Below are 24,016 nucleotides of genomic sequence, written 5' to 3'. Positions count from 1 at the left end.
ATCAGCTCAGTCGTTGGGGTAGGCAGGGCAGCCGGTTCCGGCCTTCAGAGGCTGGTTTTGAGGAACTGCAGAAACCCGGGGTCCGAGAAGGCGGCGGGCGGCAAGTCATCGGTCAGCAGGGCGGAGTCCACTTCGGCCAGTTCATTGACGAAGCTGTCGGTTTGCAGGGAATTAATGACAAGCAGCCCCACAACCAGGGCAATCAGCGGCACCACCGAGCCAATCCGGCCCCAAAAGCTGAAACCCTCGTCTGAGCCCCAGGTCAGCGTCGAGCCGGTTCCTGTGCCGGCTGTCACCGGCGCGGCGTGTATTTTGACAAGCTTGCGCATGGAAACGGCCTGAACGCGCGCGGCACGCAGGCGCTCGGAAATATCGTAGGGAAGGTCGGCGGCGCCAGCGGACAGGTAGGAGGCCGTTTTCAGGCCATAGCGGTCTTGCAGTATCTCGGTGCGGTTTCGCGGTGAATGATTCATAGTTTTATTCCCTTGGCTGACAAGGCCTTGCTGAGTGCATGAACGGCTCTGGAGCAATGTGTTTTCACGCTGCCTTCGGAGCAACCCATAGCAGCAGCCGTTTCGGCCACGTCCAACTCTTCCCAGTAACGCATCAGAAACGCTTCCCGTTGACGGCCGGGAAGCTCTCTGACCTCGATTTCAATTTCCCGCAAGATCTGAGCCCGTTCGGTGGCGTCCTGGGCGCTCTCCGTTCCCTCAGAGTTGCCATGGGTCTCCAAAGTTTCCAGTAAATCGAAATCTCCGTCATCCCCGGCGGATTCGAAGTCGCTCATGTTGGAAAACAGGGCGTTGCGGGTCTTGCGGCGGCGGAACCAGTCGAGCGTCGTGTTCGACAGGATGCGCTGGAACAGCATGGGCAATTCGGCCGCCGGCTTGTCGCCGTAGTGCTGGGCCAGCTTCATCATGCTGTCCTGAACGATATCGAGTGCGGCCTCGTCGTCACGCACGTGGTAGACGCTGCGCTTGAAAGCGCGTTTTTCAACGTTTTTCAGGAAATCGGAAAGTTCTTGTTCAGTTGCCAAGGGTTGAAGTCCCGATTTATCCCAGCGCCGTCATTGTTGTGCTCGCGGGCGCCGTGGAAGCACCCGAATCTGGAAAATTATCGCATTAAGGAGAGGCATATAGCCGGACTTTTTCGGTTTTCCCCTGCCAATGGCCATCGCCTGATGCCATAATGCGACTTGCAATTCAAACAGCAAACGGGTCATGGCTCGGCGGGATATGTTTCCGCCCATGGTTTTGGCCTCAAGTCTCGACGCTACTCCACAAGAGTGGGTGAAGAGGCACCCAAGGTATTTCGTCAGAGAAATTCACAAAGGTTCATCATGGAAATCAACAAGGCCGAACTTGCTTCGGCAGCGGCGGCAGCTTCTGCCCCATCAACCCCGCAAGAACTTCGCGGCGCGGAAATCCTCATCAAAGCCCTGCAAGCCGAAGGCGTCAAACACGTCTGGGGTTACCCGGGCGGCGCCGTGCTGCACATTTACGACGCCTTTTACAAGCAGGAATCGATTCAGCACATCCTGGTGCGCCATGAACAGGCGGCCGTGCATGCGGCCGACGGTTATGCGCGCGCCACGGGCGACGTCGGCGTGGCCCTTGTTACCTCCGGCCCGGGCGTGACAAACGCGGTCACCGGCATCGCCACCGCGTACATGGACAGCATTCCGATGGTGATCATCACCGGCCAGGTGCCCACGCACGCGATTGGCTTGGATGCTTTCCAGGAGTGCGACACCGTGGGCATCACGCGACCCATCGTCAAGCACAACTTCCTGGTCAAGGACGCCCGCCAGATGGCCGAGACCCTGAAGAAGGCTTTCCACATCGCACGCAGCGGGCGGCCCGGCCCGGTGGTGGTGGACATTCCCAAGGATGTGTCGTTCAACAAGGTGCCGTACACGGGCTATCCGCAAACCGTTGAGATGCGCTCCTACAACCCGGTGCGCAAAGGCCATGGCGGGCAGATCCGCAAGGCGCTGCAGCTGTTGATGACAGCCAAGCGGCCTTACATCTACACCGGCGGTGGCGTTTTGCTGAGCAACGCCTCGCAGGAGCTGCGTACCCTGGTGGATATGCTGGGTTACCCTTGCACCAACACCTTGATGGGGCTGGGTGCTTATCCGGCCAGCGACAAGAAATTCCTCGGCATGCTGGGCATGCACGGCACCATCGAAGCCAACAACGCGATGCAGAACTGCGACGTGCTGCTGGCCGTCGGCGCACGTTTCGATGACCGTGTCATCGGGAACCCGAAGCACTTCGCCCAGAACGAACGCAAGATCATCCACATCGACATCGATCCGTCGAGCATTTCCAAACGCGTCAGGGTGGACATTCCCATCGTTGGCGATGTCAAGGACGTCCTGACCGAGTTGATCGCGATGATCAGGGAATCTGGCCTCAAGCCAGACAGCGGCGCCCTGGGCGGCTGGTGGGAAACGATTGAAGCCTGGCGCGCTCGCGACTGCATGAAGTACAGCTTGGGCAAGGGCGACGTGATCAAACCGCAGTATGTGGTGGAAACGCTCTGGAACATGACCAAGGACGCTGACACTTACATCACGTCTGACGTCGGCCAGCACCAGATGTGGGCCGCGCAGTACTACAAGTTCGACGAGCCGCGCCGCTGGATCAACTCGGGCGGCCTGGGTACGATGGGTGTTGGCATTCCCTATGCCATGGGCATCAAGTTGGCCAAGCCCGATTCCGAGGTCTATTGCATCACGGGCGAAGGCTCGGTGCAGATGTGCATTCAGGAGCTGTCCACCTGCCTGCAGTACAACACGCCTATCAAGATCGTATCGCTGAACAACCGCTATCTGGGCATGGTGCGCCAGTGGCAGGAAATTGATTACGAGGGCCGCTACAGCAGCAGCTATATGGACGCACTTCCCAATTTCGTCAAGCTGGCAGAAGCCTATGGCCACGTTGGCATGCTGATCGAAAAGCCGCAGGACGTCGAACCAGCGCTTCGCGAAGCGCGAAAGCTCAAGGACCGCACAGTGTTCATGGACTTTCGCACGGACCCTACCGAAAACGTGTTCCCAATGGTGCAGGCCGGCAAGGGCATTACTGAAATGTTGCTGGGGTCGGAAGACCTCTAAGCCTCACGCCACCACATCCATTCATTCACCGTCACCTGACGAATCTATTGTCTGTCGAGCCTGCGCATTACCGTGCGCAGGGGAGGGCAGCGAAAAGAGGAATCTTCTTATGAAACACATCATTGCAGTTTTGCTGGAAAACGAGCCGGGCGCTCTTTCCCGCGTGGTCGGCCTGTTCTCGGCGCGCGGCTACAACATCGAAAGCCTCACCGTCGCTCCGACGGAAGACCCCAGTCTTTCACGCATGACGATCCAGACCACCGGCTCCGACGACGTCATCGAGCAGATCACCAAACACCTGAACCGCCTGATTGAAGTCGTCAAGGTCGTGGACCTGACCGAAGGGTCCTACACCGAGCGCGAGCTCATGATGGTCAAGGTGCGCGCGGTCGGCAAGGAGCGCGAAGAGATGAAGCGCATGGCTGATATATTCCGCGGGCGAATCATCGACGTGACGGAAAAAAGCTACACCATCGAGCTGACCGGTGACCAGTCCAAGAACGACGCCTTCCTGGAAGCCATTGACCGCAGCGCGATCCTGGAGACGGTGCGAACCGGCTCTAGCGGCATCGGCCGCGGTGAGCGAATTTTGCGAGTGTGATTTAAGTTGTCCGTGCGCGCGTTTCGACAGGCTCAACGCGAACGGATAAGGAGTGGCGACATGTGTTTACCGTTCGCCCTGAGCCTGTCGAAGGGCATTTTCGCCAGAACCCATCAACGATATTTTCGGAGAGAAAAATGAAAGTTTATTACGACAAAGACTGCGACCTGAGTCTGATCAAGGGCAAGACTGTCGCCATCATCGGTTACGGCAGCCAGGGCCATGCCCACGCGCAAAACCTGAACGATAGCGGCATCAAGGTCGTGGTCGGCCTGCGCAAGGGTGGCGCCTCGTGGCCCAAGGTCGAGAAAGCCGGCCTCAAGGTCGCTGAAGTCGCGGACGCCGTCAAAGCAGCCGATGTCGTGATGATCCTGCTGCCTGATGAACAGATCGGTGCGGTCTACGCCAATGACGTGGCTCCCAACATCAAGCAGGGCGCCTCGCTCGTGTTTGCCCACGGTTTCAACGTGCACTACGGTGCCGTGATTCCGCGCGCCGACCTCGACGTCTGGATGGTTGCGCCCAAGGCGCCAGGTCACACCGTGCGCAACACCTACACTCAGGGCGGCGGTGTCCCCCACCTGGTGGCTGTGCACCAGGACAAGAGCGGCAAGGCCCGTGACCTGGCGCTGAGTTATGCCATGGCCAACGGCGGCGGCAAGGCCGGCATCATCGAAACCAACTTCCGCGAAGAAACCGAGACCGACCTGTTCGGCGAGCAGGCTGTGCTGTGCGGCGGCACCGTTGAGCTGATCAAGGCCGGTTTCGAAACGCTGGTGGAAGCCGGCTACGCGCCTGAAATGGCTTACTTCGAGTGCCTGCACGAGCTCAAGCTGATTGTTGACCTGATTTATGAAGGCGGCATCGCCAACATGAACTACTCGATCTCGAACAATGCCGAGTACGGCGAGTACGTGACGGGCCCGAACATCGTGACCTCGGCCACGAAGGAAGCCATGCGCAAGTGCCTGAAGGACATCCAGACGGGCGAATACGCAAAAAGCTTCCTGCTCGAGAACCGTGTTGGTGCGCCCACCTTATTGAGCCGCCGCCGCCTCAATGCCGAACACCAGATCGAAATCGTGGGCGAAAAACTGCGCGCTATGATGCCCTGGATCGCCAAGAACAAGCTGGTTGACCAGACCCGCAACTGATCCCTGCGGGGCTGACCGGCCCCGTTTGGTCCAGTCATCAAGCCGCGCGAGACATTTGCGCGGCTTTTTCATTTCTGGTTCTCTCCGTTTGGTATCCTCTCCCCATGAATCAATCACTATCGGCGCAGTACGCTTGGCACGAAAACGCTCCTGACACCGGGAGCACCCGGCATGCATGATGGTCACGACGCCGCGGAGGAGCTGGATGAGCTTGCTCCGCGCAAGCGGCGCAAAGGTATTTACATCCTGCCCAACCTGTTCACCCTGGCAGCGCTGTTTGGTGGCTTCTATGCCATTGTGATGGCCATGAATGGCCGTTTCGATCAGGCGGCGATCGGCGTCTTTTGCGCCATGGTGCTCGACAGCCTCGACGGCCGTGTTGCTCGCATGACCAATACCCAGAGCGCATTTGGCGAGCAAATGGATTCGCTGTCCGACATGGTGTCTTTCGGTGCGGCACCTGCATTGATTGCCTACGTCTGGGCTCTCACCAGCCTGGGCCGCTGGGGTTGGATTGCTGCCTTTGTTTATTGCGCCTGCGCTGCGTTGCGGCTGGCCCGGTTCAACGTCAACACGGCCGTTGTGGACAAGCGATTCTTTCAGGGCCTGCCTTCACCGGCAGCTGCGGCGCTGGTAGCGGGCTTCATCTGGCTGATGACGGAAGCCGGCGTGCGGGGCGAAGAGGTCCGGTGGTTCATGTTTGCGCTGACTTTGTATTCAGGCCTGACCATGGTCACCAACGTACCCTTTTACAGTTTTAAGGATCTCAGCCTCAAGCGCAGTGTTCCGTTTGCAGTGATCGTGCTGATCGCCCTGGGTATTGCCGTAATCAACATTGATCCGCCTACCGTCATGTTCGGCCTGTTTGTCATCTACGGTTTTTCCGGCTATGTGCTGTACGGCTGGCGCAAGGCCAAGGGGCAGCAGACCAGCGTGATATCGACTTCAACCGATGAGCCCGATGAACGTGGCCTGCATAAATAGAGTTGGTTCCACGGGAATTCTGTCGCCTGCGGCTTCCGGATATTTTGTGATACATTGCCATCCATGAAACGAATTTCGCTAGCGCTACTGCTATCTGCCAACGGGCGGAGACGGTAGCGCGCACGCGTACACCCAATTCAACGGCCCGTTTGCACCAGCAACGGGCCGTTTTTCTTTGGGTTGCTGGGTTTGAAATTTCACAGTGGATGAGATGAACATGTTGAAAACACCTTCGAACAAATACCAGTCTTTTCCTCCTGTCCGCCTGGCCGACCGCAGCTGGCCGGACACGGTGCTGCACCAGGCGCCGATCTGGTGCAGCGTGGATCTGCGTGACGGCAACCAGGCGCTGATCGAGCCCATGGACATCGCGCGCAAACTCAGGATGTTCGACACGCTGGTGAAAATCGGGTTCAAGGAAATCGAAGTAGGCTTTCCATCCGCTTCCCAGGTCGAATTCGACTTCTTACGCAAGCTCATCGACGACAACTTGATCCCGGACGACGTCACCATCCAGGTGCTGACCCAGGCGCGCGAACCGCTGATTCATCGCACCTTCGAAGCGCTGCAGGGTGTACCACGAGCCATTGTTCACCTCTACAACGCCACCTCGCCGGTGATGCGCCGCGTGGTGCTCGACATGGACGAAGACGAGATCGTCAAGCTGGCGACCGACAATGCCCGCCTGTTCCTGCAACTGGCTGCCGGGCAGCCGGGCACGCACTGGACCTTTCAGTATTCGCCCGAGATGTGGTCGGGGACCGAGCTCGCATTCTCGAAACGTGTGGTGGACGCCGTGACGGAGGTTTGGGCGCCAACGCCAGCGCATAAGTGCATCATCAACCTGCCTTCGACGGTCGAGCATTCAACGCCAAATATCTTTGCGGACATGATGGAATGGATGCACTGCCACTTGGCACGACGCGATGCGATAGTGTTGTCGGTGCATCCGCACAACGACCGCGGAACGGGTACCGCCGCAGGAGAATTTGCGCTGATGGCCGGCGCTGACCGTATCGAAGGTTGCCTGTTCGGCAACGGCGAGCGCACCGGCAATGTCGATCTCGTCAACATTGCGCTCAACCTCTACACGCAGGGCGTGTCACCGGGTCTTGATTTCTCGGAAATCGACGAGATCCGCCGCACTGTCGAGCATTGCAACCAGTTGCCGGTGCACCCGCGCCATCCTTACGCCGGTGACCTGGTCTACACCTCGTTTTCGGGGTCGCACCAGGACGCCATCAAAAAGGCCTTTGCCGCGCGCAAGGAGGGCGACATCTGGGACATGCCTTACCTGCCGATTGACCCCAAGGACCTGGGGCGCAGCTATGAAGCCGTGATCCGTGTGAATAGCCAGTCCGGCAAGGGCGGCATCGCCTATCTGCTCGAGAGCGAGTTTGGCCTGGAGCTGCCGCGCCGCCTGCAGATCGAGTTCAGCCAGGTGGTGCAGGGCGTGATGGATGCCACCGGCAAGGAGTTGACGGCGCAGGACCTGTTCGCGCTGTTTGAAAAGGAATACGGCGTGCAGGGTATCGCGGCGCCGCAGCACCTCGTGATCGAGGAGGTGGTTGCCGCCGGCGCCAAGTCCTTCAACATCCGGGCCGATGTGCAGCTTCACGGTACCCGCCACCAGGTCGAAGGTGCAGGCACCGGTCCGATTGATGCCTTTGTGGCCGGGCTCAACAGCGCCACTGGCCATGCCGTGCGCGTGCTGGACTACCATGAGCACGCCATCGGCTCGGGCGCCGCCGCGCAAGCCGTGGCCTATCTGGAGCTTCGGATCAACGGCCAGACCCTGTTTGGTGTGGGCATGGACGGCAACATCGTGTCGGCATCGCTCAAGGCCATCGTGTCGGGCCTGCAGCGCGCCCGTACCTCGCAACCGGCCCCAGCTAACATAGCGGATTGATTTGCATCCCAACGACATACAGCGAGCACGCAGCAGGAGCCAGCCATGACCGATAAACTGATTATTTTCGACACCACTTTGCGCGACGGCGAGCAATCGCCCGGTGCATCCATGACGCGCGATGAAAAACTGCGCATCGCCCGCCAGCTCGAACGCCTGAAAGTCGATGTGATCGAGGCCGGATTTGCAGCCAGCTCCAATGGCGATTTTGAGGCGGTCCAGGCGATTGCCAACACCATCAAGGATTCCACCATCTGTTCGCTGTCGCGCGCCAATGACCGCGACATTTCCCGCGCGGCCGAAGCGCTCAGGGGCGCCAACAGCGCGCGCATCCACACCTTTATCGCGACCAGTGCGCTGCACATGGAAAAGAAGCTGCGCATGAGCCCCGAGCAGGTGCTCGAGCAGGCCAGGCTCTCGGTCCGTTTTGCACGCAACCTGGTGGCCGATGTCGAGTTCAGCCCGGAAGACGGATACCGCAGCGACGTGGACTTTTTGTGCCGCGTGCTGGAGGCCGTGATTGCCGAAGGTGCGACCACCATCAACGTGCCCGACACGGTCGGCTACGCCGTCCCGGAGCTCTACGGTAACTTCATCAAGACCTTGCGCGAACGCGTGCCGAACAGTGACAAGGCCATCTGGTCAGTGCATTGCCACAACGACCTCGGCATGGCGGTCGCCAATTCGCTGGCGGGTGTGAAGATTGGCGGTGCGCGGCAGGTGGAATGCACGATCAACGGGCTCGGCGAGCGTGCCGGCAACTGCTCGCTCGAGGAAATCGTCATGGCCGTGAAGACGCGTCGCGACTATTTCAACCTTGACATGAATATTGATCCCATTCATATCGTGGCGGCGAGCCGCATGGTCAGCCAGACCACCGGTTTTGTGGTCCAGCCGAACAAGGCCGTGGTTGGCGCCAACGCATTTGCCCATGCTTCCGGCATTCACCAGGACGGCATGCTCAAGGCGCGCGAGACCTACGAAATCATGCGTGCCGAAGACGTGGGCTGGAGTTCCAACAAGATGGTGCTGGGCAAGCTCAGCGGCCGCAATGCCTTCAAGCAGCGCCTGCAAGACCTCGGCATCCAGATGGACAGCGAAGCGGACACCAATGCCGCTTTTGCGCGCTTCAAGGAACTGGCCGATGGCAAGAGCGAAATTTTTGATGAAGACATTCTTGCCCTGGTCAGCGACGAAAGCCTCACCCATGAGAATGAGCAGTACGGTTTTGTATCGCTGTCCCAGCACAGCGAAACCGGTGAGCGCCCACACGCTACCGTCGTCTTCACTGTGGACGGCAAGGAAGTCCGAGGTGAATCGGATGGCAATGGCCCCGTCGATGCCTCCCTCAAAGCCATTGAAACCCATGTCAAAAGCGGGGCGGAGATGGTGCTTTATTCCGTGAACGCCATCAGCGGGTCTACGGAGAGCCAGGGAGAAGTCACGGTTCGCCTGCAAAACAGCGGACGTGTGGTCAATGGTGTCGGCGCCGATCCGGACATCGTGGTGGCTTCAGCCAAGGCTTATTTGAGCGCCCTGAGCAAGTTACAAAATAAAGCTGACCGGGTGGCGGCGCAGGGCTAAGCATCCAGGATTTGAAATAATCCTTTTATATTCAATAGTTTAGTAATTCTTTGTGGGTGCCCGGCTGGTCAAAAAACCGGGCTTGGCCACACTTCACTGCTGCGTTTAGGAAAGCAACGCAAGCTTTTGATATTGCGTGACTTTTTCTATTTGTATACACTCCGGCTTCGTACTAATCGAACCCCGGAGACGATCCATGTCCATCACGCTGAATTCGATTTTCAAACAGACTTTACAGGTCGTTGGAATTCTTACGTTTTCGGCTGCGTTGATGGCCCCCGCGGCACACGCCGCGTCTGCGAAGCGACAGGTCGTCAAAAAGTCACACGCGACCAAGACGGTTTCAAAAAAGGTGATCTCAAGCCGCAAAAGTGTCCGCTTGGTGTCCAAGTCCCCGCGCCGGCCGGTGATCGTTGCCTCGCCACCTCGGCTTTCATTTGGCCAACTGGCCGGCCTGCACAGCGCGCAAGATCCGCTTGACCTGAAATCAAGTGTGGCCCTGGTGATTGACCAGGACACCCATGAAGTTTTGTTCAGCAAGAATGACCATGCGGTGCTGCCTATCGCGTCGCTGACCAAGTTGATGACAGGTGTGATCATCAGTGGCGCCGAATTGCCGATGGACGAAACCATCACCATTTCCCAGGACGATGTGGATACCGAAAAAGGCAGCCGCTCGCGCCTGCGTGTGGGCAGCAGCCTGACGCGCGGCGAGTTGCTGCATCTGGCCCTGATGTCCAGCGAAAATCGCGCCGCTCACGCGCTTGGCCGGACTTATCCTGGTGGCATGACTGCTTTTGTGAAGCTGATGAATGCCAAAGCCAAAATGCTGGGCATGAAGGACACCCGGTATGTAGAACCCACTGGCCTGTCGAGCCTGAACCAGTCCAGTGCCCAGGACCTGGCAACGCTGGTCAATGCCGCCCACGGCGATCCTGTGTTGCGCGAGTTGTCCACGTCCACCGGCTACCAGGTCGCCGTGGGCCGGCAGACCTTGCAATACAACAACACCAACCGGCTGGTTAAAAATCCCGAGTGGGAAATTGGCCTGCAAAAAACCGGCTACATCTCCGAAGCCGGCCAATGCCTCGTCATGCAGGCAAAAATTGCAGGGCGCAAGCTGATCATGGTGTTTCTCGATTCCGCCGGAAAATTGAGCCGTCTCGGTGATGCCGAGCGGGTTCGCCGCTGGGTGGAGTCGCAGCCTGTCAGCGCCGCCAGAATAAGTGCTACCACCCCAGTAGCCAGCGGCGGCTAAAGCCGGCGCGACGCTGCTCGCCAGTCTGCGCGGCCTTGCGGATGCTATATAAAAAGTAGCTGCTCGCGCCCGCTGTATAAGGGCTGGAGGCCGTTTTTACTTGAAATTATCGGATTTGTAGCCCAGCGCTGCTGAAATCTCGCTTGCCGTCGATTGCAGCTTGGGCAGCCAGTTTTCATCCAGCCTGTCGGCCGGTGCCGAAATCGACAGGCCTGCCACCAGTTTGCTCTGGTCGTCGTAGATGCCCGCGGCCATGCAGCGCACCCCCAACTCCAGCTCTTCGTTGTCGCGCGCAATGCCGTACTGGCGCGCCCTGGACAGCTCACGCTCAAGCACCGTGAGCTGTGTAATGCTGTTTTTCGTCTGGCCCGGCAGACCGGTGCGTGTGGCATAGCTGCGCAGCCGCTGGGGATCGTCGAAAGCCAGGAACAGCTTGCCCACGGAGGTCAGGTGCAGGGGCGCGCGACCGCCGATGGCACGCACCACCTGCATGCCGGAGCGCTCGCTGTAGGCGCGCTCCACGTAAATGATTTCATCACCCTGGCGCATGCTCAGGTTCACCGGTTGCTGGATCAGCTTGTGCAGCTCACGCATAGGCGTCAGCGCTGCGTCGCGCACGCTCAGGCGTGCCTTCACCAGGTTGCCGAGCTCGAGCAGCCGCATGCCCAGCCGGTAGCTGCCGGCCACCGGGCGATCCACAAAGCGTCCCGTGGCCAGGTCGTTCAGGATGCGGTGCGCGGTGGACGGGTGCAGGCCCGATTTTTCGCTGATCTCCTTGAGCGAGACGGCTTCCTCGCGGCCCGCAAGAATCTCCAGCAGGGTGAACATGCGTTCAATGACCTGAACCGTGGGCTTGGCGGGCGAGGCGAGGGGATCGAGTTTTCTCATGGGTGGCGATGTCTTCAGCAGATTTTAGCTGGTGAAATCATGGTGCCCGGCTTTATTGCAATGCTGCATCTTCGGCGACGGACGGTGCGCCCTGGATGGATGACGCTGAATTACGCCGCCTCGCCTGACCTTACCCATTGCCCATCAACCAGGATCTGGTTCGGTAAAAACCGGACTTTGTAGTTCATTTTTGGACTCTGCGCGATCCAGTACCCCAGGTACACATGGGGCAGGCCCAACTGCCTGGCTTGTTCAATTTGCCAGAGAACGCCGTAGGTGCCATAGCTCGCCTGCGCGTCGGGCTCGTAAAACGTGTACACCGCCGAAACGCCGTCTTCCAGTACGTCAAGAATGGACACCATCTTCAGCGCACCGGCCTCACCGTTGGGCAGGGTCTCGCGAAACTCCACCAGGCGTGAATTGACCCGGCTCTGCAGCAGAAACTGGGTGTACTGGTCGATGCTGTCGTGGTCCATGCCGCCGCCAGCGTGGCGCCCGTTCTGGTAGCGAAGGTAAAGCTGGTAGTGCTCAGGCATGAAACACAGTTTGAGCGCCCGAACCTGAAGCGCCTGATGCTGTTTCCATGCGCGCCGCTGGCTGCGGTCGGGCTGGAAAGTCGCCACCTGCACCCGCAGTGGCACACAGGCCTGGCAGCCATCGCAATAGGGCCGGTAAGTGAACATGCCGCTGCGGCGGAAGCCGTTGGTTACCAACTCCGAATAGGCGGCGTTGTGAATCAGGTGGCTGGGTGTGGCAACCTGCGAGCGCGCCTGCCTGCCTGGCAGGTAGCTGCAGGGGTAGGGCGCTGTGGCATAAAACTGCAGCGTCTGGAGGGGCAGGTCTTTGAGGTGCGTCACGTCGTCAGGTCACTCTGCGTCTTGGCCGTCAATAGCTGGTTCCAGTATAGGGCGTCAAATTCCCAGTGAGGGGAAGTTTGCGCAGCGTTGATGGCCACATGTGCGACAAATTTCGCGCGGGGAATTTCCGCGGCACCAAGCGAAGCCAGATGCCGCGTATTCTGCTGGCAGTCAATCAGGGGCAGGCCCTTGGCCCGGCAGAAAGCCACCAGCGCGGCGAGCGCAATTTTGGAGGCATCGGTCTGGTGCGCAAACATCGACTCGCCAAACACCATGCCGCCCAGGTTGACGCAATACAGCCCACCGACAAGTTCATCATTCACCCAGGTCTCCAGACTGTGGGCGTCACCGGCGTGGTGCAGGGCGGTATAGGCCCTCACCATGTCGGGCACGATCCAGGTGCCTGCCTGCCCTTCCCGGGGTGTGCCGGCGCAGGCATGAATGACCGCCTCAAATGCCGTGTCAAAACGGACCTCATGGCCTGGCGCCTCGATAAACCGAAGCAGGCTTTTGCGCAGCGAACGGTGCAGCTTGAAATGTTGCGTCTGCAGCACCATGCGCGGGTTGGGGCTCCACCACAAAATGGGCTGCCCAAGGCCGAACCACGGGAAGATGCCCTGCGCATAGGCCTGCCGCAAGGTCGCCACATCGAGCGACCGGCCCGCCGCCAGTAATCCGGGCGCCGGGTCGCCCTCGGCCCAGGCCTTGTCCACAGGCGGAAAAGCCTCATCCGCTTCAAGCCAGGGCAGGGGGTGAGGTGACTTGCGCACGGCGGGATCTTGGATTGGTATGTGTTAACCGCATGGGATGGCGGTGCATGGACATCATCCGCAAATGGTAACGCCACCAACGAAAAAGCCTGGACGTTATGCGCGTCCAGGCTTTGAATTTTGGCTCCTCAACCTGGGCTCGAACCAGGGACCTACGGATTAACAGTCCGGCGCTCTACCAACTGAGCTATTGAGGAATACAGCCTAAGATTATAGCCTGATATTTTTGCGCTTCCGCTTCACCGGCCACCTCGGGGCCGATAATCCGGGTGCCGGTCTGCACAGCACCGGGCCGCAGGCGGCTTCCCCTGATAATCCGCCATTGCCTCCGTCAGGCCTGATCCAACGGGAAACACTTTTCTTCATGAGCAATGATATTTTTGAGTTCGAGTACCCGCGCGTATTGTCCATTGCCGGCTCTGACAGCGGCGGGGGCGCGGGCATTCAGGCGGACCTGAAGACCTTTGCCGCGCTGGGCTGTTATGGCATGACCGCCATCACGGCGCTGACGGCGCAGAACACCCAGGGGGTGCGGGCCATTCATGGCGTGCCACCCGCCATGTTGCGTGACCAGATTGACGCGGTGGTTGAGGACATCGGTGCCGATGCCGTGAAGATCGGCATGTTGCACGCGCCCGAGATCGTGATGGCTGTGGCCGGTGCCATTGACCACCACGCGCTCAAAAAAATTGTGCTGGATCCGGTGATGGTGGCCACCAGCGGCGCGGTGCTCATTGACAACCCGGCCATTGAAGTCCTGGTGCGTGAGCTGTTTCCGCGCGCCGTCCTCGTCACTCCCAATCTTGACGAAGCAGCCTTGCTGGTGAGGCGGCCATTGAAGAATGCTGAAGACATGGAATCAGCAGCGCATGAGCTGCTGTCGCAAGGCGCACATGCGGTGTTGCTCAAGGGTGGGCATTTGCCGGGCGACACGGTTATGGATCTGCTGCTGACGGCATCAGGGGAAAGCCACTGGATGCACGCGCCACGCATCCACAGCGCAAATACGCATGGGACGGGCTGTACGCTGTCGTCCGCCATTGCTGCAGGGCTTGCGTTGGGGCAACCGCTGCGGGAAGCGGTGGAATCGGCCCGGGCTTATGTGCGCGCGGCGCTGCTGGCAGGTGCCAAGGTGAAAACCGGCGCCGGCAGCGGGCCGCTGAACCACGGGCATGCGCCCGTGCCCATGCGGCTCAAACGGCTTTAGAGGGGTTTAACGACTTTCAAGTTCAGGCGGTGCTGGCAGCTGACGCGCCGGCAGCCGGTCCTGAAGAGGCGCGGCTCAGGCGTGCCAGTACAAAAGTCAGGGCCAGCGTGGGCAGCGCAGCACCCCACTCGGGCGCAAGCTTGGCGCACAGATGGTAGGTCGCCACGCCGAGAACCCAGATGACCACCGCGCTGCCATTGACCTTCTTCGTCCCCAGCAGCGAGGCAACGTGGGGCGTTCCGCTCAGGCGCGCCAGGATCACACCGTACAGCGGTACAAACACCGAGCTGAGCATCAGCAGAAACGGCTCCAGGCTGTGCATGGGCAGTACCAGCGCCAGCCCGGTGCACAACACGGCGAGCGCCATGCCCCAGCGGCGCAGGCTCCAGCCGGGTTTGAGGCTGTGGCCCGCGACCGAGCCCGAGTACAAATCGCCATAGGCGTTGTCCACTTCGTCGATCAGGATCAGGCCCAGCGCAATCAGCCCGCCCTGCGCCAGCAGCAAGGCCGCCACCAGGTCGGTGCTCGGGGTGGTCAGGGCAATCAGCACGCCCAGGCTGTAACACCAGGTGTTGGCGATGGCATAACCGAGCCAGGTGCCGCGCAGCGCGCTTTTGCCGTCCCGCCCATGGCGTGAAAAATCTGCCACCAGCGGCAGCCAGGAAACCGGCATGGCAATCACCAGGTCCAGGGCCGACAGGGTACTCATGGCGTCTGTGCCGGGGCGGTTCCAGATCGCTTCCCAACCTTGCGCCTGCGCGCGGCCAAGAAACTGCCAGGTCAGCCATAGCAGTGAGGCAATCACCAGCGGCAGGCCGTAGCGGCCTATGAACTTGCGCACCAGCTTGACCATGGAGCCCGAGAGCAGCGCAATCAGCACGCCGCCCCAGAGCAGCGTGGCCAGCACCGGCCAGAAGGACGCGACAAAAGAGCCGGACTGGCGTGCGATGGCAATGGTGCCATCGCGCATGACCACCAGTTCGAAGGTGGTCCAGCCGATGAGCTGCACGATGTTGAGCAGTACCGGCAGGCGCGCAAAGTTGCTGCCATAGGTAGCGTGCATCAGGCCAGCGCTGGACAAGCCGCTGTCGCAGCCTATCTTTGCAGTCCAGGCCAGCAGGCCCGCGCCAAGGACAGAGCCGACAACAATCACGGCCAGGGCTGTCTGGGCCCCAAGGGCGGGCACCAGGTAGGCACCGATCTGCATGACCAGCAGGCCCACACCCAGACTGAGCCAGAGCGCGGCATGTTCGCGCCAGCCAAACAGGCGGTCGCCCTGCGGCAGCGGCGTGAGGGCGGTATTGGACGTGTTGTTTACGGAAGCCATTAACGTTTCCTTGTGTCAATGGCAGGTCGGCTTGCAAAGGCGCCAGCCAGCTTGAAAAACCTGTGGCGCCCAGGACATGCTTCCCTGCGCGAGGATTACCTCAGTCAGGTTCAAAGGGACTTTCTCAGTCGCCACTCGCGTGGCAACACCCCCAGCGAATGCGCTCCTGCGAGCGCGCGTTCCGGATTCTACGGCAGTACCGGCACAGCGTGCCGCAGATTCACAGCCGGTGGATGGGCTTGTGCCGCCACACCAGCCGGTAGTAGGCGCTCTGCATCGCCAGCATGGCGGTGAACGCCACAGGATAGGCGACCCAGATGCCGTTGAGGCCGATGTACCGGCTCAGCAGCCACGCGACGGGCACCTCGATTGCCAGAATGGCAGTGATGGAAATCGCGGTGGGCACCAGCACCGAGCCGCTGGCGCGCATCACGCCCGAGACAGCCGCAGACATGCCGAAGATGACCGTGCTCCACAGCATGATGTGCAGCAGGGTCTGGGCCGTCTCGATGACCGGCGCGCTCGTGATGAACAGGCCGATGATGCTGCGCGAGAACAGGTAGGCCAGCAGCACCAGGCCGCCGGTGACCACCAGATTGAGCATGATGGCTGTGCGCGCAATGGTGCCCAGGCGCTCTGGATGACCCGCACCTATTGCATGCGCGCCGAGGATGGAGGTCGTGATGGCAATGGAGATCGCCGGAAACTGTACATAGGCCACGATCTGGTTCACTGCACCGTAGGCGGCCGTGGCATCGGAGCCGAAGCGGTTGACCAGGAACAGCACAGCCACTTCGGCGAACGAGACGATGACCATCTGTATGCCTGTGGGCAACCCGATGCGCAGGACTTTCCCGAGGATGGCCCGGTCGATCTTCATGTGATGCAGAAACCGGGCGTCGGGAGCCAGCGCGTGGCCGCGGCGCCGCAGGTACCAGGCCAACCAGAGCAGCGCCACCGTGAAAGACACCACCGCCCCCCAGGCGCCGCTGGCGACTCCCATTTGGGGCAGGCCGCCCCAGCCGCGAATCAGCGCCGGTGTCACGACCAGACCCACCGCGGTGGACAGAAGCAGCGTTAGCAGCGGCGTCAGCGTGTCGCCCACGCCACGCATCATGGAGGTGACCAGCAGGAACACGAACAGGCCGGGCATGGCGATCAGCATCACGCGGGCATAGGCGATGGAGCCGGGCAGGATATCGGCCGGCGTTCCCAGCAAGGTGAGCAGCAGGCCGGTGAAGGTTCCGCCGAATACCGCGACGGTAAGCCCGGCCAGCAGGCCGACGCTCAACACGGTGCCGACAATGGCCTTGACCCGGTCTGGCTCCTGGGCACCCCACGCCTGGCCGATCAGGACCGAGGCACCGGCACCGAGTCCGATGACGAAGGAAATGAAGAAAAACAGGACGGGAAAGAACGCCGACACCGAGGCCATGGCGCTGACACCGAGCATCTGGCCCAGGTAAATGTTGTTGATCGTGCCCGACAGCCCCTGGAGGATGTTGCTGGCCATCATGGGGCCGAGGAAAACGAGAAAGGCCTTCCACATCAGCGGAGATCGACGTGTCATGCCGCGTCCGTTCCTTCAGGCGCGAGGAAAGCCAGCCGGGCCAGGCCCAGTGCATGATGGCGCAAGTCAACCGGCCACGCCTGGGTTTGCTCGTCAAAGCGCACGCTGTCTCCCGCGAACAGTGCGCGGCTGGCTTCTTCAAATCCTGGAAGACTGCTTGCAATGGCCGACATGAAACGATAGGCCGACTCCTGCGCCCGCCGCACGCGGTCTTTGCCCTCGTGGGTGCGGCGTGCTTCCTCGACCAGCTTGCGCAGGGCCACAGAAGCCCCGCCGGGTTGACTGCCCAGCCACTCCCAGTGCCGTGGCAGCAGCGTCACCTCGCGCGCGATCACGCCTAGCCTGGGTCGCCCGGGTCCGCGCGGCGTATCGTCCGGCGCAGGGGCTGCAGGTGCATCACCGCCATCGACATCTGGACGCTGCAGGCGGCCCAGCACATCGGCGTCGTTGCCGCGCAGGTCCAGTTCGACCTGCTCGCTGGTCAGGTCGTCGAATACCAGAATGCTTTTCTGCCGGCCCTGGTCGGTGACGGCCTTGACCTTCAGTGCGACCTCACTTAACAGGCCAGTCGCGATGCGGCGGCTTTCCTCAAAGGCTGTGCAACACCGCTCTGGGGCGGCGCTGGCCGTGGGGCCGGATGATGGCGTCATGATTTTCTTTCAGTGTGAATGGAACACGGTGGCGCTGGCGAGTTCCTGCTCCGTGGGCGGTTCGAACTCGCGTTCCATGAAGTCGAACATGGGCGCCGTGACCTCGAAGGAGAAAGTGTCGCCCTTGTCGCTGTTCCTCTGGAGCACGCGCTGGCGCCTGACATCGAGCGGTGCATTGACAAAGTGAAGCTGTGCCGGATATTGGCTGGCGCTGGCCAGCGCCAGGAATTCAGTCCGGTTTTTTGCCTTCATGAATCCAAGGTCGAGCACCACGTGGCCCCCTGTGCCGGCAATTTCCGCCGCAGTGGCCCAGATTCGCTTCTCGCACCTTTGAACGCGTTCCATGATCCACGCGAAGTTCATGGGTGTCGGCAAGTCGGGGCCATACAGCTGGGCCATCCAGTCGTCGATCGACAGGCGAATGCCTTCGATGCGTGCTGCCAGCTGGCGCGCATAGCTTGATTTGCCTGCGCCCTGCGGGCCGAAGACGAGGTGAATGCTTCCCATAAAGTTCTCTCACAGAAGGACCAGATTGAAGAGATGCCTGACTTGCCGTGGCCTCCAGCATGTCCTCTTTGCAATGCGATGAATATTACCCGGGTAAAACAGTAAAGTCAATATTACCCGGGTTAAATTAAACGAAAAACGACAGACAAAAAAAAGCCCGCACATGGCGGGTCTGACGCTGAAGTGACCGTATTTCAGTCGAAAACAGGTGTCTCCACGCCCAGCACCTTGTGCAGTTTCGGGCTGGTGGTGGTGTACTGTAGGTGGATTTTCTTGTCTGGGAAAATGAAAGGCGCAGCCCCGAAAGCGGCCAGCGCGCACTCATGAAAGCCACTGAGGATCAGCTTTTTCTTGCCGGGGTAGGTGTTGATGTCACCGACCGCAAAAATGCCCGGCACGTTGGTTGAAAACTTTTCGGTGTCCACCTTGAGCTGTTTGCGCTCGATGTCCAGGCCCCAGTCGGCAATCGGCCCCAGTTTGGGCGACAGGCCGAAGAAGACCAGCAGCACGTCGAGTGGTACCACGCGGGTGATGCCGTCGGAGCCGGTAACTTTGGCGCCCGTGAGCTTGCCGTCTTTTTCTTCGTAGCCCGTGATCTGGCCAACGATGAACTGCATCTCGTAGTTGTCGCAGAGTTCTTTCATCTTTGCGACGCTAGCCGGTGCGGCCTTGAAGCCGTCGCGGCGGTGGATGAGGATGACGCTTTCGGCCTTGTTCGGGCCTTCCTTGGCGAAATTGAGTGCCCAGTCGAGAGCGGAGTCGCCGCCACCCACAACGACCAGGTTTTTGCCGGCAAAGTCGGCCGGTGATTTCACGCGGTAAAACAGTTGCGTGTTGTCAAACTTCTCGAGGCCATCCACCTTCAGCAGGCGTGGCTGGAAAGCCCCCACACCCGCGGCGATGAAGATGGTTTTTGTCAGGAACTGCGTGCCTTTGGAGGTCTGGACGAAAAAGCGGCCGTCCTCCTGTTTTTCAACGACGCTGACTTCCTGGCCGAAGTGAAAGGTGGCGCCGAAGGGCTCAATTTGCTTGAGCAGCGAGTTCGTCAGTTCCTGGCCGGTGCACACCGGCACAGCGGGGATGTCGTAAATCGGTTTGTCGGGGTAGAGTTCGATGCACTGGCCGCCGGGATAGGCCAGCGAGTCAATCAGATGCGCCTTGATTTCCAGCAGGCCGAGTTCAAACACCTGGAACAGCCCGACCGGGCCCGCGCCGACGATGACCGCATCGGTCTCGATCGGGCCGTCATGCGCGGCCGCCGTGTTGATCACTTCCTGATTCAGTTGAGGTTCCATAATTTCTGGTCTTGCAATTTTGGGCGGGACAGGACACTAGCGGACGAGCTGGTCCAGTTTGCTGGTGACGTCTTTCCACTCTTCGGCATCAGGCAGGGCTTCCTTGCGCTTGGTGATGCTTTTCCAGCCGGGGGCGTTGCTCAGCTCGGCGTTGATCTTGATGAAGTTGACCTGGTTGGCCGGCACGTCTTCTTCGGCATAAATGGCATTGACCGGGCATTCGGGGATGCAGACCGCGCAATCGATGCACTCGTCCGGATCAATCACCAGCATGTTGGGGCCTTCGCGGAAGCAGTCCACGGGGCAGACATCCACACAGTCGGTGTATTTGCAGCGGATGCAGGATTCAGAAACGATGTGAGTCATGTTGTTCTTGCGGGATCGGTGGAAACCCTCAATTTTAAGAGGATTCCATGAGCAGGGTTAAGTTGGCGTGGGACAGGTCTGATCCTGATCAAAGGATCAGCGCGGCACCAGAGGTCTTGTTCGAGGCGGTGTCCACCAGAACCAGCGAGCCCAGCACCCGCGAACGGGCATAGGGCAGGGTGGCCAGCGGTGCCTGCAGGCTCAACTCCACATGGCCTATCGCATTGGGTGGCAGTTCGCTGGCGTCTTCCTCGGCCAGGGTGTTGACATCGAGCTTGTGGACGATGCGCTTGACCTTGGCCTTGACCCAGCGGTGACCGTGCAGCGCCCAGTAGGCACGGCCAGCGATCAGGGGTTCGTCGTCCATCCAGGCAATGGTGACCGACAGTTCGCGCGAGGGTTCAAAGGTGTCCGCTGCCAGCAGCCAGTCGCCGCGCGAAACGTCCACTTCGCGGTCCAGCACAATACCGGCGCTGTGCCCGGCCAGGATGGAGCGGGGCTGGCGCGTATGGTCCAGGACCTGGGCCACCACGGCAGTTTGCCCGCTGGGCAGCACGGTCACGGCTTGGCCCGGCTGCACGCCGCCGGTGGCGACACGGCCCCAGAAAACGCGGCGACCCTGGGAGGTGTCCGACGAGGACGAGAATTTTTCGACCCACTGCACCGGAAAGGCAAAAGCCTCGGTGCTTTCGGCCGGCGTGGCGGGCAGGTGTTCCAGCAGTTGCAGCAGCGACAGGCCTTCGTAGCCGCACCAGCCCGGCTTGGCGTCCACCACGTTGTGGCCAATCAGCGCGGAGATGGGCACGATGGCCTTGACCGGAATCTTCGCGGCCAGGGCAAAAACCGTCAACGCCGCGCTGATGTTTTTGAAAGCCAGCGTCGAATCCTCCACCGCGTCGAGCTTGTTCACGGCAAACACAATGGACGGCACGCGCAGCAGGTTGACCAGCAGCGAGTGGCGGCGGGTTTGGTGCAGCAGTTCCATGGACGGGTTCTTCCAGTCCAGCTTGGTGGCATCGACCAGCACCACGGCGGCGTCAGCGCTTGACGCGGCGGTGACCATGTTGCGCGTGTACTGCTCATGGCCGGGTGCATCGCCAATGATGAACTTGCGATTTTCCGTGTTGAAGTAGCGGTAGGCCACGTCAATGGTGATGCCCTGCTCGCGTTCGGCGCTCAGGCCATCGGTCAGCAAGGCCAAGTCGGTCTCGCCCTGGCGCTGCACGCCGGCCAGATGGTCCTGCAGCACAGCCTTGCTGTCCACCAGCAGGCGGCCGATCAGCGTGCTTTTGCCATCGTCAACCGAGCCGCAGGTGATGAACTTCAGTGCAGATCGAAGGTCATTTTGGCCTGTAGCCCGCGTCGGTTGTGCACTGTCAGCTATCAAATCAGTAGTGCTCATCAGAAATACCCATCTTTTTTGCGCTTCTCCATCGAAGCGTCGGAGGTCTTGTCGTCCATGCGGGTGGCGCCGCGCTCGCTCACATCGGCGGCCAGTGTTTCGATCACGATCTCGGCAGCGGTGGCGGCCGGGCTGTCCACCGGGCAGGTGCAGGTGATGTCGCCGACGGTGCGAAAGCGAACGGTTTTTTCGACCACCTGCTCGCCATCACGCGCGGGAGTGAGTTCGGTCACCGGAACCAGCAGGCCCTTGCGCTCAACCACCTTGCGCTGGTGCGCGTAATAAAGCGAAGGCAGGGCGATGTTTTCGCGCTCTATGTATTGCCACACGTCGAGTTCGGTCCAGTTGGAAATCGGGAACACGCGGAAATGCTCGCCGGGCTGCAGCCGGGTGTTGAACAGCGTCCACAGCTCTGGTCGCTGGGCCTTGGGCTGCCACTGGCCGAAGCTGTCGCGGTGCGAGAAGATGCGCTCCTTGGCGCGGGCCTTTTCCTCATCGCGGCGCGCGCCGCCAATCAACGCGTCAAAACGGAACTCGTCAATCGCTTCGAGCAAGGTCACCGACTGGTGCACATTGCGCGACTCGCCGGGGTGCGCCAGGCGCACGGTGCCGCGTTTCATAGAGTCTTCCACGTTGCGCACGATCAGCTCGGCACCCAGTTCTTTCGCGCGCAGGTCACGGAAGTCAGTTACTTCATGGAAGTTGTGCCCGGTGTCGATCATCAGCAGCGGGTAGGGGATGCGGCCCACACCAAAGGCTTTCTCGGCGCACTTGAGCATGACCAGTGAATCCTTGCCGCCCGAAAACAGCAGGGTCGGGCGCTCGAAGGCAGCCGCTACCTCGCGCAGGATGAAAATGGTCTCTTCCTCGAGCGCATCGAGGTGGGCGTTGGACAGCCGCGCGATGGAGGTCGCGGGGTCGGCTGGCAGCAGATTGGAAGGTGTGCGGGCGTTCATAAGTCAGTGTGCGAGGTGCAGGCCGCATTCGCGGTTGTCCTCGCCCTTGGTTGGGTCCACGTAGTCGAAATTATTGGGCAGGCCATGGGTCTCACAGTACTGGTAAAGGTCTTTGGACGACCAGTACAGGAGAGGCGCGACCTTGATCAGGCCGTCGGGGTTGACGCTGACAGGGTCCATTTGTGCACGTACCGCGGTGTCTGTGGCGCGCAAGGCGGTGAACCAGACCTGGGGCGCCGTTTCGCGCAGGGCGCGGGCAAAGGGCTCAAGCTTCACTTCTTCGGTGAAGGCCGCATGACGTGGATCGTCCAGCGCCGGGGTCTGGCCTTCCACGGCCTCGCGGTGCGCACGAGAGCGGCGCGGCAGGTAAATGTGCAGGTCCAGCTTGAGCAGCTTCGTCACTTCGTCTGCAAAGCGGTAGGTGGCCTCGGTGTTGTAGCCGTTGTCCATCCAGACCACGGGGACGCGGGGGTGGGCGCGCGTCACCATGTGCAGGATGACCGCCTCGAAGGGACGGAAGTTGGTGGTGACGATGGCGGGCTTGCCCAGTCCCGCGGCCCAGTCCACCAGGCCCTGCGAGTTGTGGCCGAGTTCTGCGTTGATCTTTGCGAGGTCGAAGCTCATGGTGTTCAGGCTGCAGCCGCCTCCTTGAAGTGTGGTTGCACATGGACCGCGTCACCCTGGTAGCGGCCCACGCCGTAGCCGGGGTAGCTGGCCAGCACGCGCTGGGCTATGGCCATGTCCTGGTCGGCGCGCAGCACGGCGACGTCAAAGCCGCTGCGCTCCATCTGGGCGAGCTGGTCCACCAGCACATCGCCGGTGGCGCGGATTTCACCGCTGAACTCGCGCCGGCGGCGCAGCAAAAAGGCCTGGCTGAAGGCGCGGCCATCGGTGAATTTCGGAAAGTGCAGGTCGATGCGCGTCACGCCTTCCAGCGCGGCCTGCAGAGGGTCGGCGTCGTTGGCGAGCACCAGAACGGTGGGGGTTTCAATGACGGTGTGGTCAGCAAATGGCAGAAGTTTCATGCAGTTCTCCTCAGGCGGCCACAGCGGCGGCTGCAAAACGCGCGCCGTTGGCGGCGGTCTTGAATGAGTCAATGCCAACGCGGCGCAGGGTGGCGATAAAGGTCTCGCCGGCCTCGCGCTCGCGGCGGTAGGTGTCCAGCACGGCCTCAATCACTTCGGGCACTTCGGCCGCGGAGAACGAGGGGCCCACCACCTTGCCGGGCACAGGCGTGCCGCTCAGCGCGGAGCCGTCGGAGCCGCCCAGCGACACTTGGTACCACTCCAGGCCGTCCTTGTCCACGCCCAGGATGCCGATGTGGCCGCTGTGGTGGTGGCCGCAGGAATTGATGCAGCCGCTGATGTGCAGGTCGATCTCGCCCAGGTCATGCAGCTCGTCCATGTCCTGGTAACGCTCAGTGATGGCCTCGGCGATCGGGATGGAGCGGGCATTAGCCAGCGAGCAGAAGTCGCCGCCGGGGCAGGCAATCATGTCGGTCAGCAGGCGGATGTTGGGTTTGGCAAAACCGGCCTTGCGGGCAGCGCGCCACAGCTCGGGCAACTCGTCGCAGCGCACCCAGGGCAGCAGCAGGTTCTGGTCGTGCGTGA

At 60.8% G+C, this 24,016-nt stretch carries 24 protein-coding genes, 1 tRNA gene and 1 riboswitch; of the genes, 8 read left to right on the top strand and 17 right to left on the bottom strand.

Features of this window, described 5'->3' with window-relative positions:
- Window positions 1-44: 44 nt before the first annotated feature.
- Both ABI660_RS13030 and ABI660_RS13025 read right to left on the bottom strand, forming a co-directional pair.
- The gene (locus ABI660_RS13030; RefSeq protein ID WP_348068642.1) at window positions 45-473 is read right to left on the bottom strand and encodes a DUF3619 family protein; all 429 of its coding nucleotides are present in this window, start codon (window positions 471-473) and stop codon (window positions 45-47) included.
- On the bottom strand, window positions 470-1,036 hold the full coding sequence (locus tag ABI660_RS13025; RefSeq protein ID WP_348068640.1) for an RNA polymerase sigma factor: 567 nt from the start codon (window positions 1,034-1,036) through the stop codon (window positions 470-472). The genes ABI660_RS13030 and ABI660_RS13025 overlap by 4 nt, the downstream gene beginning before the upstream one ends.
- 303 nt (window positions 1,037-1,339) lie before the next feature.
- Here ABI660_RS13025 and ABI660_RS13020 point away from each other — a divergent pair, with 303 nt between their 5' ends.
- From ABI660_RS13020 to pbpG, 7 genes are all read left to right on the top strand, one after another.
- On the top strand, window positions 1,340-3,121 hold the full coding sequence (locus tag ABI660_RS13020) for an acetolactate synthase 3 catalytic subunit (protein WP_348068638.1): 1,782 nt from the start codon (window positions 1,340-1,342) through the stop codon (window positions 3,119-3,121).
- A 109-nt stretch (window positions 3,122-3,230) separates the two neighbouring features.
- Entirely contained in the window at window positions 3,231-3,722 is a 492-nt protein-coding gene (gene ilvN, locus ABI660_RS13015; protein WP_011483239.1) for an acetolactate synthase small subunit, read from the top strand.
- Between the two features lie 137 nt (window positions 3,723-3,859).
- The gene (gene ilvC / locus ABI660_RS13010) at window positions 3,860-4,876 is read left to right on the top strand and encodes a ketol-acid reductoisomerase (RefSeq protein WP_348068636.1); all 1,017 of its coding nucleotides are present in this window, start codon (window positions 3,860-3,862) and stop codon (window positions 4,874-4,876) included.
- Between the two features lie 171 nt (window positions 4,877-5,047).
- Window positions 5,048-5,860, top strand: a complete 813-nt coding sequence (pssA, locus tag ABI660_RS13005) for a CDP-diacylglycerol--serine O-phosphatidyltransferase (protein WP_348068634.1) — start codon at window positions 5,048-5,050, stop codon at window positions 5,858-5,860.
- A 217-nt stretch (window positions 5,861-6,077) separates the two neighbouring features.
- On the top strand, window positions 6,078-7,769 hold the full coding sequence (gene leuA, locus ABI660_RS13000; RefSeq protein ID WP_348068632.1) for a 2-isopropylmalate synthase: 1,692 nt from the start codon (window positions 6,078-6,080) through the stop codon (window positions 7,767-7,769).
- A 45-nt stretch (window positions 7,770-7,814) separates the two neighbouring features.
- The gene (locus ABI660_RS12995; protein ID WP_348068630.1) at window positions 7,815-9,353 is read left to right on the top strand and encodes a 2-isopropylmalate synthase; all 1,539 of its coding nucleotides are present in this window, start codon (window positions 7,815-7,817) and stop codon (window positions 9,351-9,353) included.
- A 196-nt stretch (window positions 9,354-9,549) separates the two neighbouring features.
- Window positions 9,550-10,611 carry a D-alanyl-D-alanine endopeptidase gene (gene pbpG, locus ABI660_RS12990; RefSeq protein WP_348068628.1) on the top strand — a complete coding sequence of 354 codons (1,062 nt, stop codon included), beginning with the start codon at window positions 9,550-9,552 and terminating at the stop codon, window positions 10,609-10,611.
- Window positions 10,612-10,707: 96 nt separating this feature from the next.
- Here pbpG and ABI660_RS12985 read toward each other — a convergent pair whose 3' ends face one another.
- The 4 genes from ABI660_RS12985 to ABI660_RS12970 all read right to left on the bottom strand — a co-directional run bounded on the left by ABI660_RS12985 (window position 10,708) and on the right by ABI660_RS12970 (window position 13,323).
- Window positions 10,708-11,499 carry an IclR family transcriptional regulator gene (locus ABI660_RS12985; protein WP_348068626.1) on the bottom strand — a complete coding sequence of 264 codons (792 nt, stop codon included), beginning with the start codon at window positions 11,497-11,499 and terminating at the stop codon, window positions 10,708-10,710.
- A gap of 110 nt (window positions 11,500-11,609) precedes the next feature.
- On the bottom strand, window positions 11,610-12,356 hold the full coding sequence (locus ABI660_RS12980; protein WP_348068624.1) for an arginyltransferase: 747 nt from the start codon (window positions 12,354-12,356) through the stop codon (window positions 11,610-11,612).
- Window positions 12,353-13,126, bottom strand: coding sequence for a leucyl/phenylalanyl-tRNA--protein transferase (gene aat / locus ABI660_RS12975; RefSeq protein ID WP_348068622.1), 774 nt, complete (start codon window positions 13,124-13,126; stop codon window positions 12,353-12,355). Before aat ends, ABI660_RS12980 begins: the two co-directional genes overlap by 4 nt.
- 121 nt (window positions 13,127-13,247) lie before the next feature.
- Window positions 13,248-13,323 (bottom strand) — tRNA-Asn (locus ABI660_RS12970).
- Between the two features lie 167 nt (window positions 13,324-13,490).
- Here ABI660_RS12970 and thiD point away from each other — a divergent pair.
- Window positions 13,491-14,333: a bifunctional hydroxymethylpyrimidine kinase/phosphomethylpyrimidine kinase gene (gene thiD / locus ABI660_RS12965; RefSeq protein ID WP_348068620.1), complete on the top strand. Its 843-nt coding sequence runs from the start codon at window positions 13,491-13,493 to the stop codon at window positions 14,331-14,333.
- Window positions 14,334-14,355: 22 nt separating this feature from the next.
- Here the strand turns inward: thiD and ABI660_RS12960 are convergent, their stop codons facing one another.
- The 11 genes from ABI660_RS12960 to ABI660_RS12910 all read right to left on the bottom strand — a co-directional run.
- The gene (locus ABI660_RS12960) at window positions 14,356-15,660 is read right to left on the bottom strand and encodes a cytosine permease (protein WP_348068618.1); all 1,305 of its coding nucleotides are present in this window, start codon (window positions 15,658-15,660) and stop codon (window positions 14,356-14,358) included.
- A gap of 64 nt (window positions 15,661-15,724) precedes the next feature.
- Window positions 15,725-15,823, bottom strand: a riboswitch (TPP riboswitch).
- A 57-nt stretch (window positions 15,824-15,880) separates the two neighbouring features.
- Window positions 15,881-17,230, bottom strand: a complete 1,350-nt coding sequence (locus ABI660_RS12955; protein WP_348068616.1) for an MATE family efflux transporter — start codon at window positions 17,228-17,230, stop codon at window positions 15,881-15,883.
- Window positions 17,227-17,880 carry a DUF2239 family protein gene (locus ABI660_RS12950; protein ID WP_348068614.1) on the bottom strand — a complete coding sequence of 218 codons (654 nt, stop codon included), beginning with the start codon at window positions 17,878-17,880 and terminating at the stop codon, window positions 17,227-17,229. The genes ABI660_RS12955 and ABI660_RS12950 overlap by 4 nt, the downstream gene beginning before the upstream one ends.
- Before the next feature lie 9 nt (window positions 17,881-17,889).
- Window positions 17,890-18,387, bottom strand: coding sequence for an ATP-binding protein (locus tag ABI660_RS12945; protein ID WP_348068612.1), 498 nt, complete (start codon window positions 18,385-18,387; stop codon window positions 17,890-17,892).
- A 194-nt stretch (window positions 18,388-18,581) separates the two neighbouring features.
- Window positions 18,582-19,682 (bottom strand): NAD(P)/FAD-dependent oxidoreductase, encoded by a 1,101-nt coding sequence (locus ABI660_RS12940; protein WP_348068610.1) that lies wholly within the window; start codon window positions 19,680-19,682, stop codon window positions 18,582-18,584.
- A 36-nt stretch (window positions 19,683-19,718) separates the two neighbouring features.
- Window positions 19,719-20,048, bottom strand: a complete 330-nt coding sequence (fdxA, locus tag ABI660_RS12935; RefSeq protein WP_348068608.1) for a ferredoxin FdxA — start codon at window positions 20,046-20,048, stop codon at window positions 19,719-19,721.
- A gap of 88 nt (window positions 20,049-20,136) precedes the next feature.
- Window positions 20,137-21,450, bottom strand: a complete 1,314-nt coding sequence (locus ABI660_RS12930; protein WP_348068606.1) for a GTP-binding protein — start codon at window positions 21,448-21,450, stop codon at window positions 20,137-20,139.
- Window positions 21,450-22,406 (bottom strand): sulfate adenylyltransferase subunit CysD, encoded by a 957-nt coding sequence (gene cysD / locus ABI660_RS12925; protein ID WP_348068604.1) that lies wholly within the window; start codon window positions 22,404-22,406, stop codon window positions 21,450-21,452. Before cysD ends, ABI660_RS12930 begins: the two co-directional genes overlap by 1 nt.
- A 3-nt stretch (window positions 22,407-22,409) precedes the next feature.
- On the bottom strand, window positions 22,410-23,030 hold the full coding sequence (locus ABI660_RS12920; RefSeq protein ID WP_348068602.1) for a phosphoadenosine phosphosulfate reductase family protein: 621 nt from the start codon (window positions 23,028-23,030) through the stop codon (window positions 22,410-22,412).
- A gap of 5 nt (window positions 23,031-23,035) precedes the next feature.
- Complete coding sequence (locus ABI660_RS12915) at window positions 23,036-23,431, bottom strand: DUF934 domain-containing protein (RefSeq protein WP_348068600.1); 396 nt, start codon at window positions 23,429-23,431, stop codon at window positions 23,036-23,038.
- Window positions 23,432-23,441: 10 nt separating this feature from the next.
- Window positions 23,442-24,016, bottom strand: a 575-nt coding sequence (locus tag ABI660_RS12910; RefSeq protein ID WP_348068598.1) for a nitrite/sulfite reductase, incomplete at its 5' end; no start/stop codon positions are given.

Origin of the sequence: Polaromonas sp., from assembly GCF_039930745.1 — a bacterium.
Classification (GTDB): domain Bacteria; phylum Pseudomonadota; class Gammaproteobacteria; order Burkholderiales; family Burkholderiaceae_C; genus Polaromonas.
This window is presented reverse-complemented; position numbering and strand designations above follow the sequence as displayed.

What these genes read in the sequence shown, in the direction of transcription:
- ABI660_RS13030 (WP_348068642.1), bottom strand. Translation starts at nt 473, where the DNA reads ATGAATCATTCACCGCGAAACCGCACCGAGATACTGCAAGACCGCTAT.
- ABI660_RS13020 (WP_348068638.1), top strand. Translation starts at nt 1,340, where the DNA reads ATGGAAATCAACAAGGCCGAACTTGCTTCGGCAGCGGCGGCAGCTTCT.
- ilvN (WP_011483239.1), top strand. Translation starts at nt 3,231, where the DNA reads ATGAAACACATCATTGCAGTTTTGCTGGAAAACGAGCCGGGCGCTCTT.
- ilvC (WP_348068636.1), top strand. Translation starts at nt 3,860, where the DNA reads ATGAAAGTTTATTACGACAAAGACTGCGACCTGAGTCTGATCAAGGGC.
- pssA (WP_348068634.1), top strand. Translation starts at nt 5,048, where the DNA reads ATGCATGATGGTCACGACGCCGCGGAGGAGCTGGATGAGCTTGCTCCG.
- leuA (WP_348068632.1), top strand. Translation starts at nt 6,078, where the DNA reads ATGTTGAAAACACCTTCGAACAAATACCAGTCTTTTCCTCCTGTCCGC.
- ABI660_RS12995 (WP_348068630.1), top strand. Translation starts at nt 7,815, where the DNA reads ATGACCGATAAACTGATTATTTTCGACACCACTTTGCGCGACGGCGAG.
- pbpG (WP_348068628.1), top strand. Translation starts at nt 9,550, where the DNA reads ATGTCCATCACGCTGAATTCGATTTTCAAACAGACTTTACAGGTCGTT.
- ABI660_RS12985 (WP_348068626.1), bottom strand. Translation starts at nt 11,499, where the DNA reads ATGAGAAAACTCGATCCCCTCGCCTCGCCCGCCAAGCCCACGGTTCAG.
- thiD (WP_348068620.1), top strand. Translation starts at nt 13,491, where the DNA reads ATGAGCAATGATATTTTTGAGTTCGAGTACCCGCGCGTATTGTCCATT.
- ABI660_RS12960 (WP_348068618.1), bottom strand. Translation starts at nt 15,660, where the DNA reads ATGGCTTCCGTAAACAACACGTCCAATACCGCCCTCACGCCGCTGCCG.
- ABI660_RS12955 (WP_348068616.1), bottom strand. Translation starts at nt 17,230, where the DNA reads ATGACACGTCGATCTCCGCTGATGTGGAAGGCCTTTCTCGTTTTCCTC.
- ABI660_RS12950 (WP_348068614.1), bottom strand. Translation starts at nt 17,880, where the DNA reads ATGACGCCATCATCCGGCCCCACGGCCAGCGCCGCCCCAGAGCGGTGT.
- ABI660_RS12945 (WP_348068612.1), bottom strand. Translation starts at nt 18,387, where the DNA reads ATGGGAAGCATTCACCTCGTCTTCGGCCCGCAGGGCGCAGGCAAATCA.
- ABI660_RS12940 (WP_348068610.1), bottom strand. Translation starts at nt 19,682, where the DNA reads ATGGAACCTCAACTGAATCAGGAAGTGATCAACACGGCGGCCGCGCAT.
- fdxA (WP_348068608.1), bottom strand. Translation starts at nt 20,048, where the DNA reads ATGACTCACATCGTTTCTGAATCCTGCATCCGCTGCAAATACACCGAC.
- ABI660_RS12930 (WP_348068606.1), bottom strand. Translation starts at nt 21,450, where the DNA reads ATGAGCACTACTGATTTGATAGCTGACAGTGCACAACCGACGCGGGCT.
- cysD (WP_348068604.1), bottom strand. Translation starts at nt 22,406, where the DNA reads ATGAACGCCCGCACACCTTCCAATCTGCTGCCAGCCGACCCCGCGACC.
- ABI660_RS12920 (WP_348068602.1), bottom strand. Translation starts at nt 23,030, where the DNA reads ATGAGCTTCGACCTCGCAAAGATCAACGCAGAACTCGGCCACAACTCG.
- ABI660_RS12915 (WP_348068600.1), bottom strand. Translation starts at nt 23,431, where the DNA reads ATGAAACTTCTGCCATTTGCTGACCACACCGTCATTGAAACCCCCACC.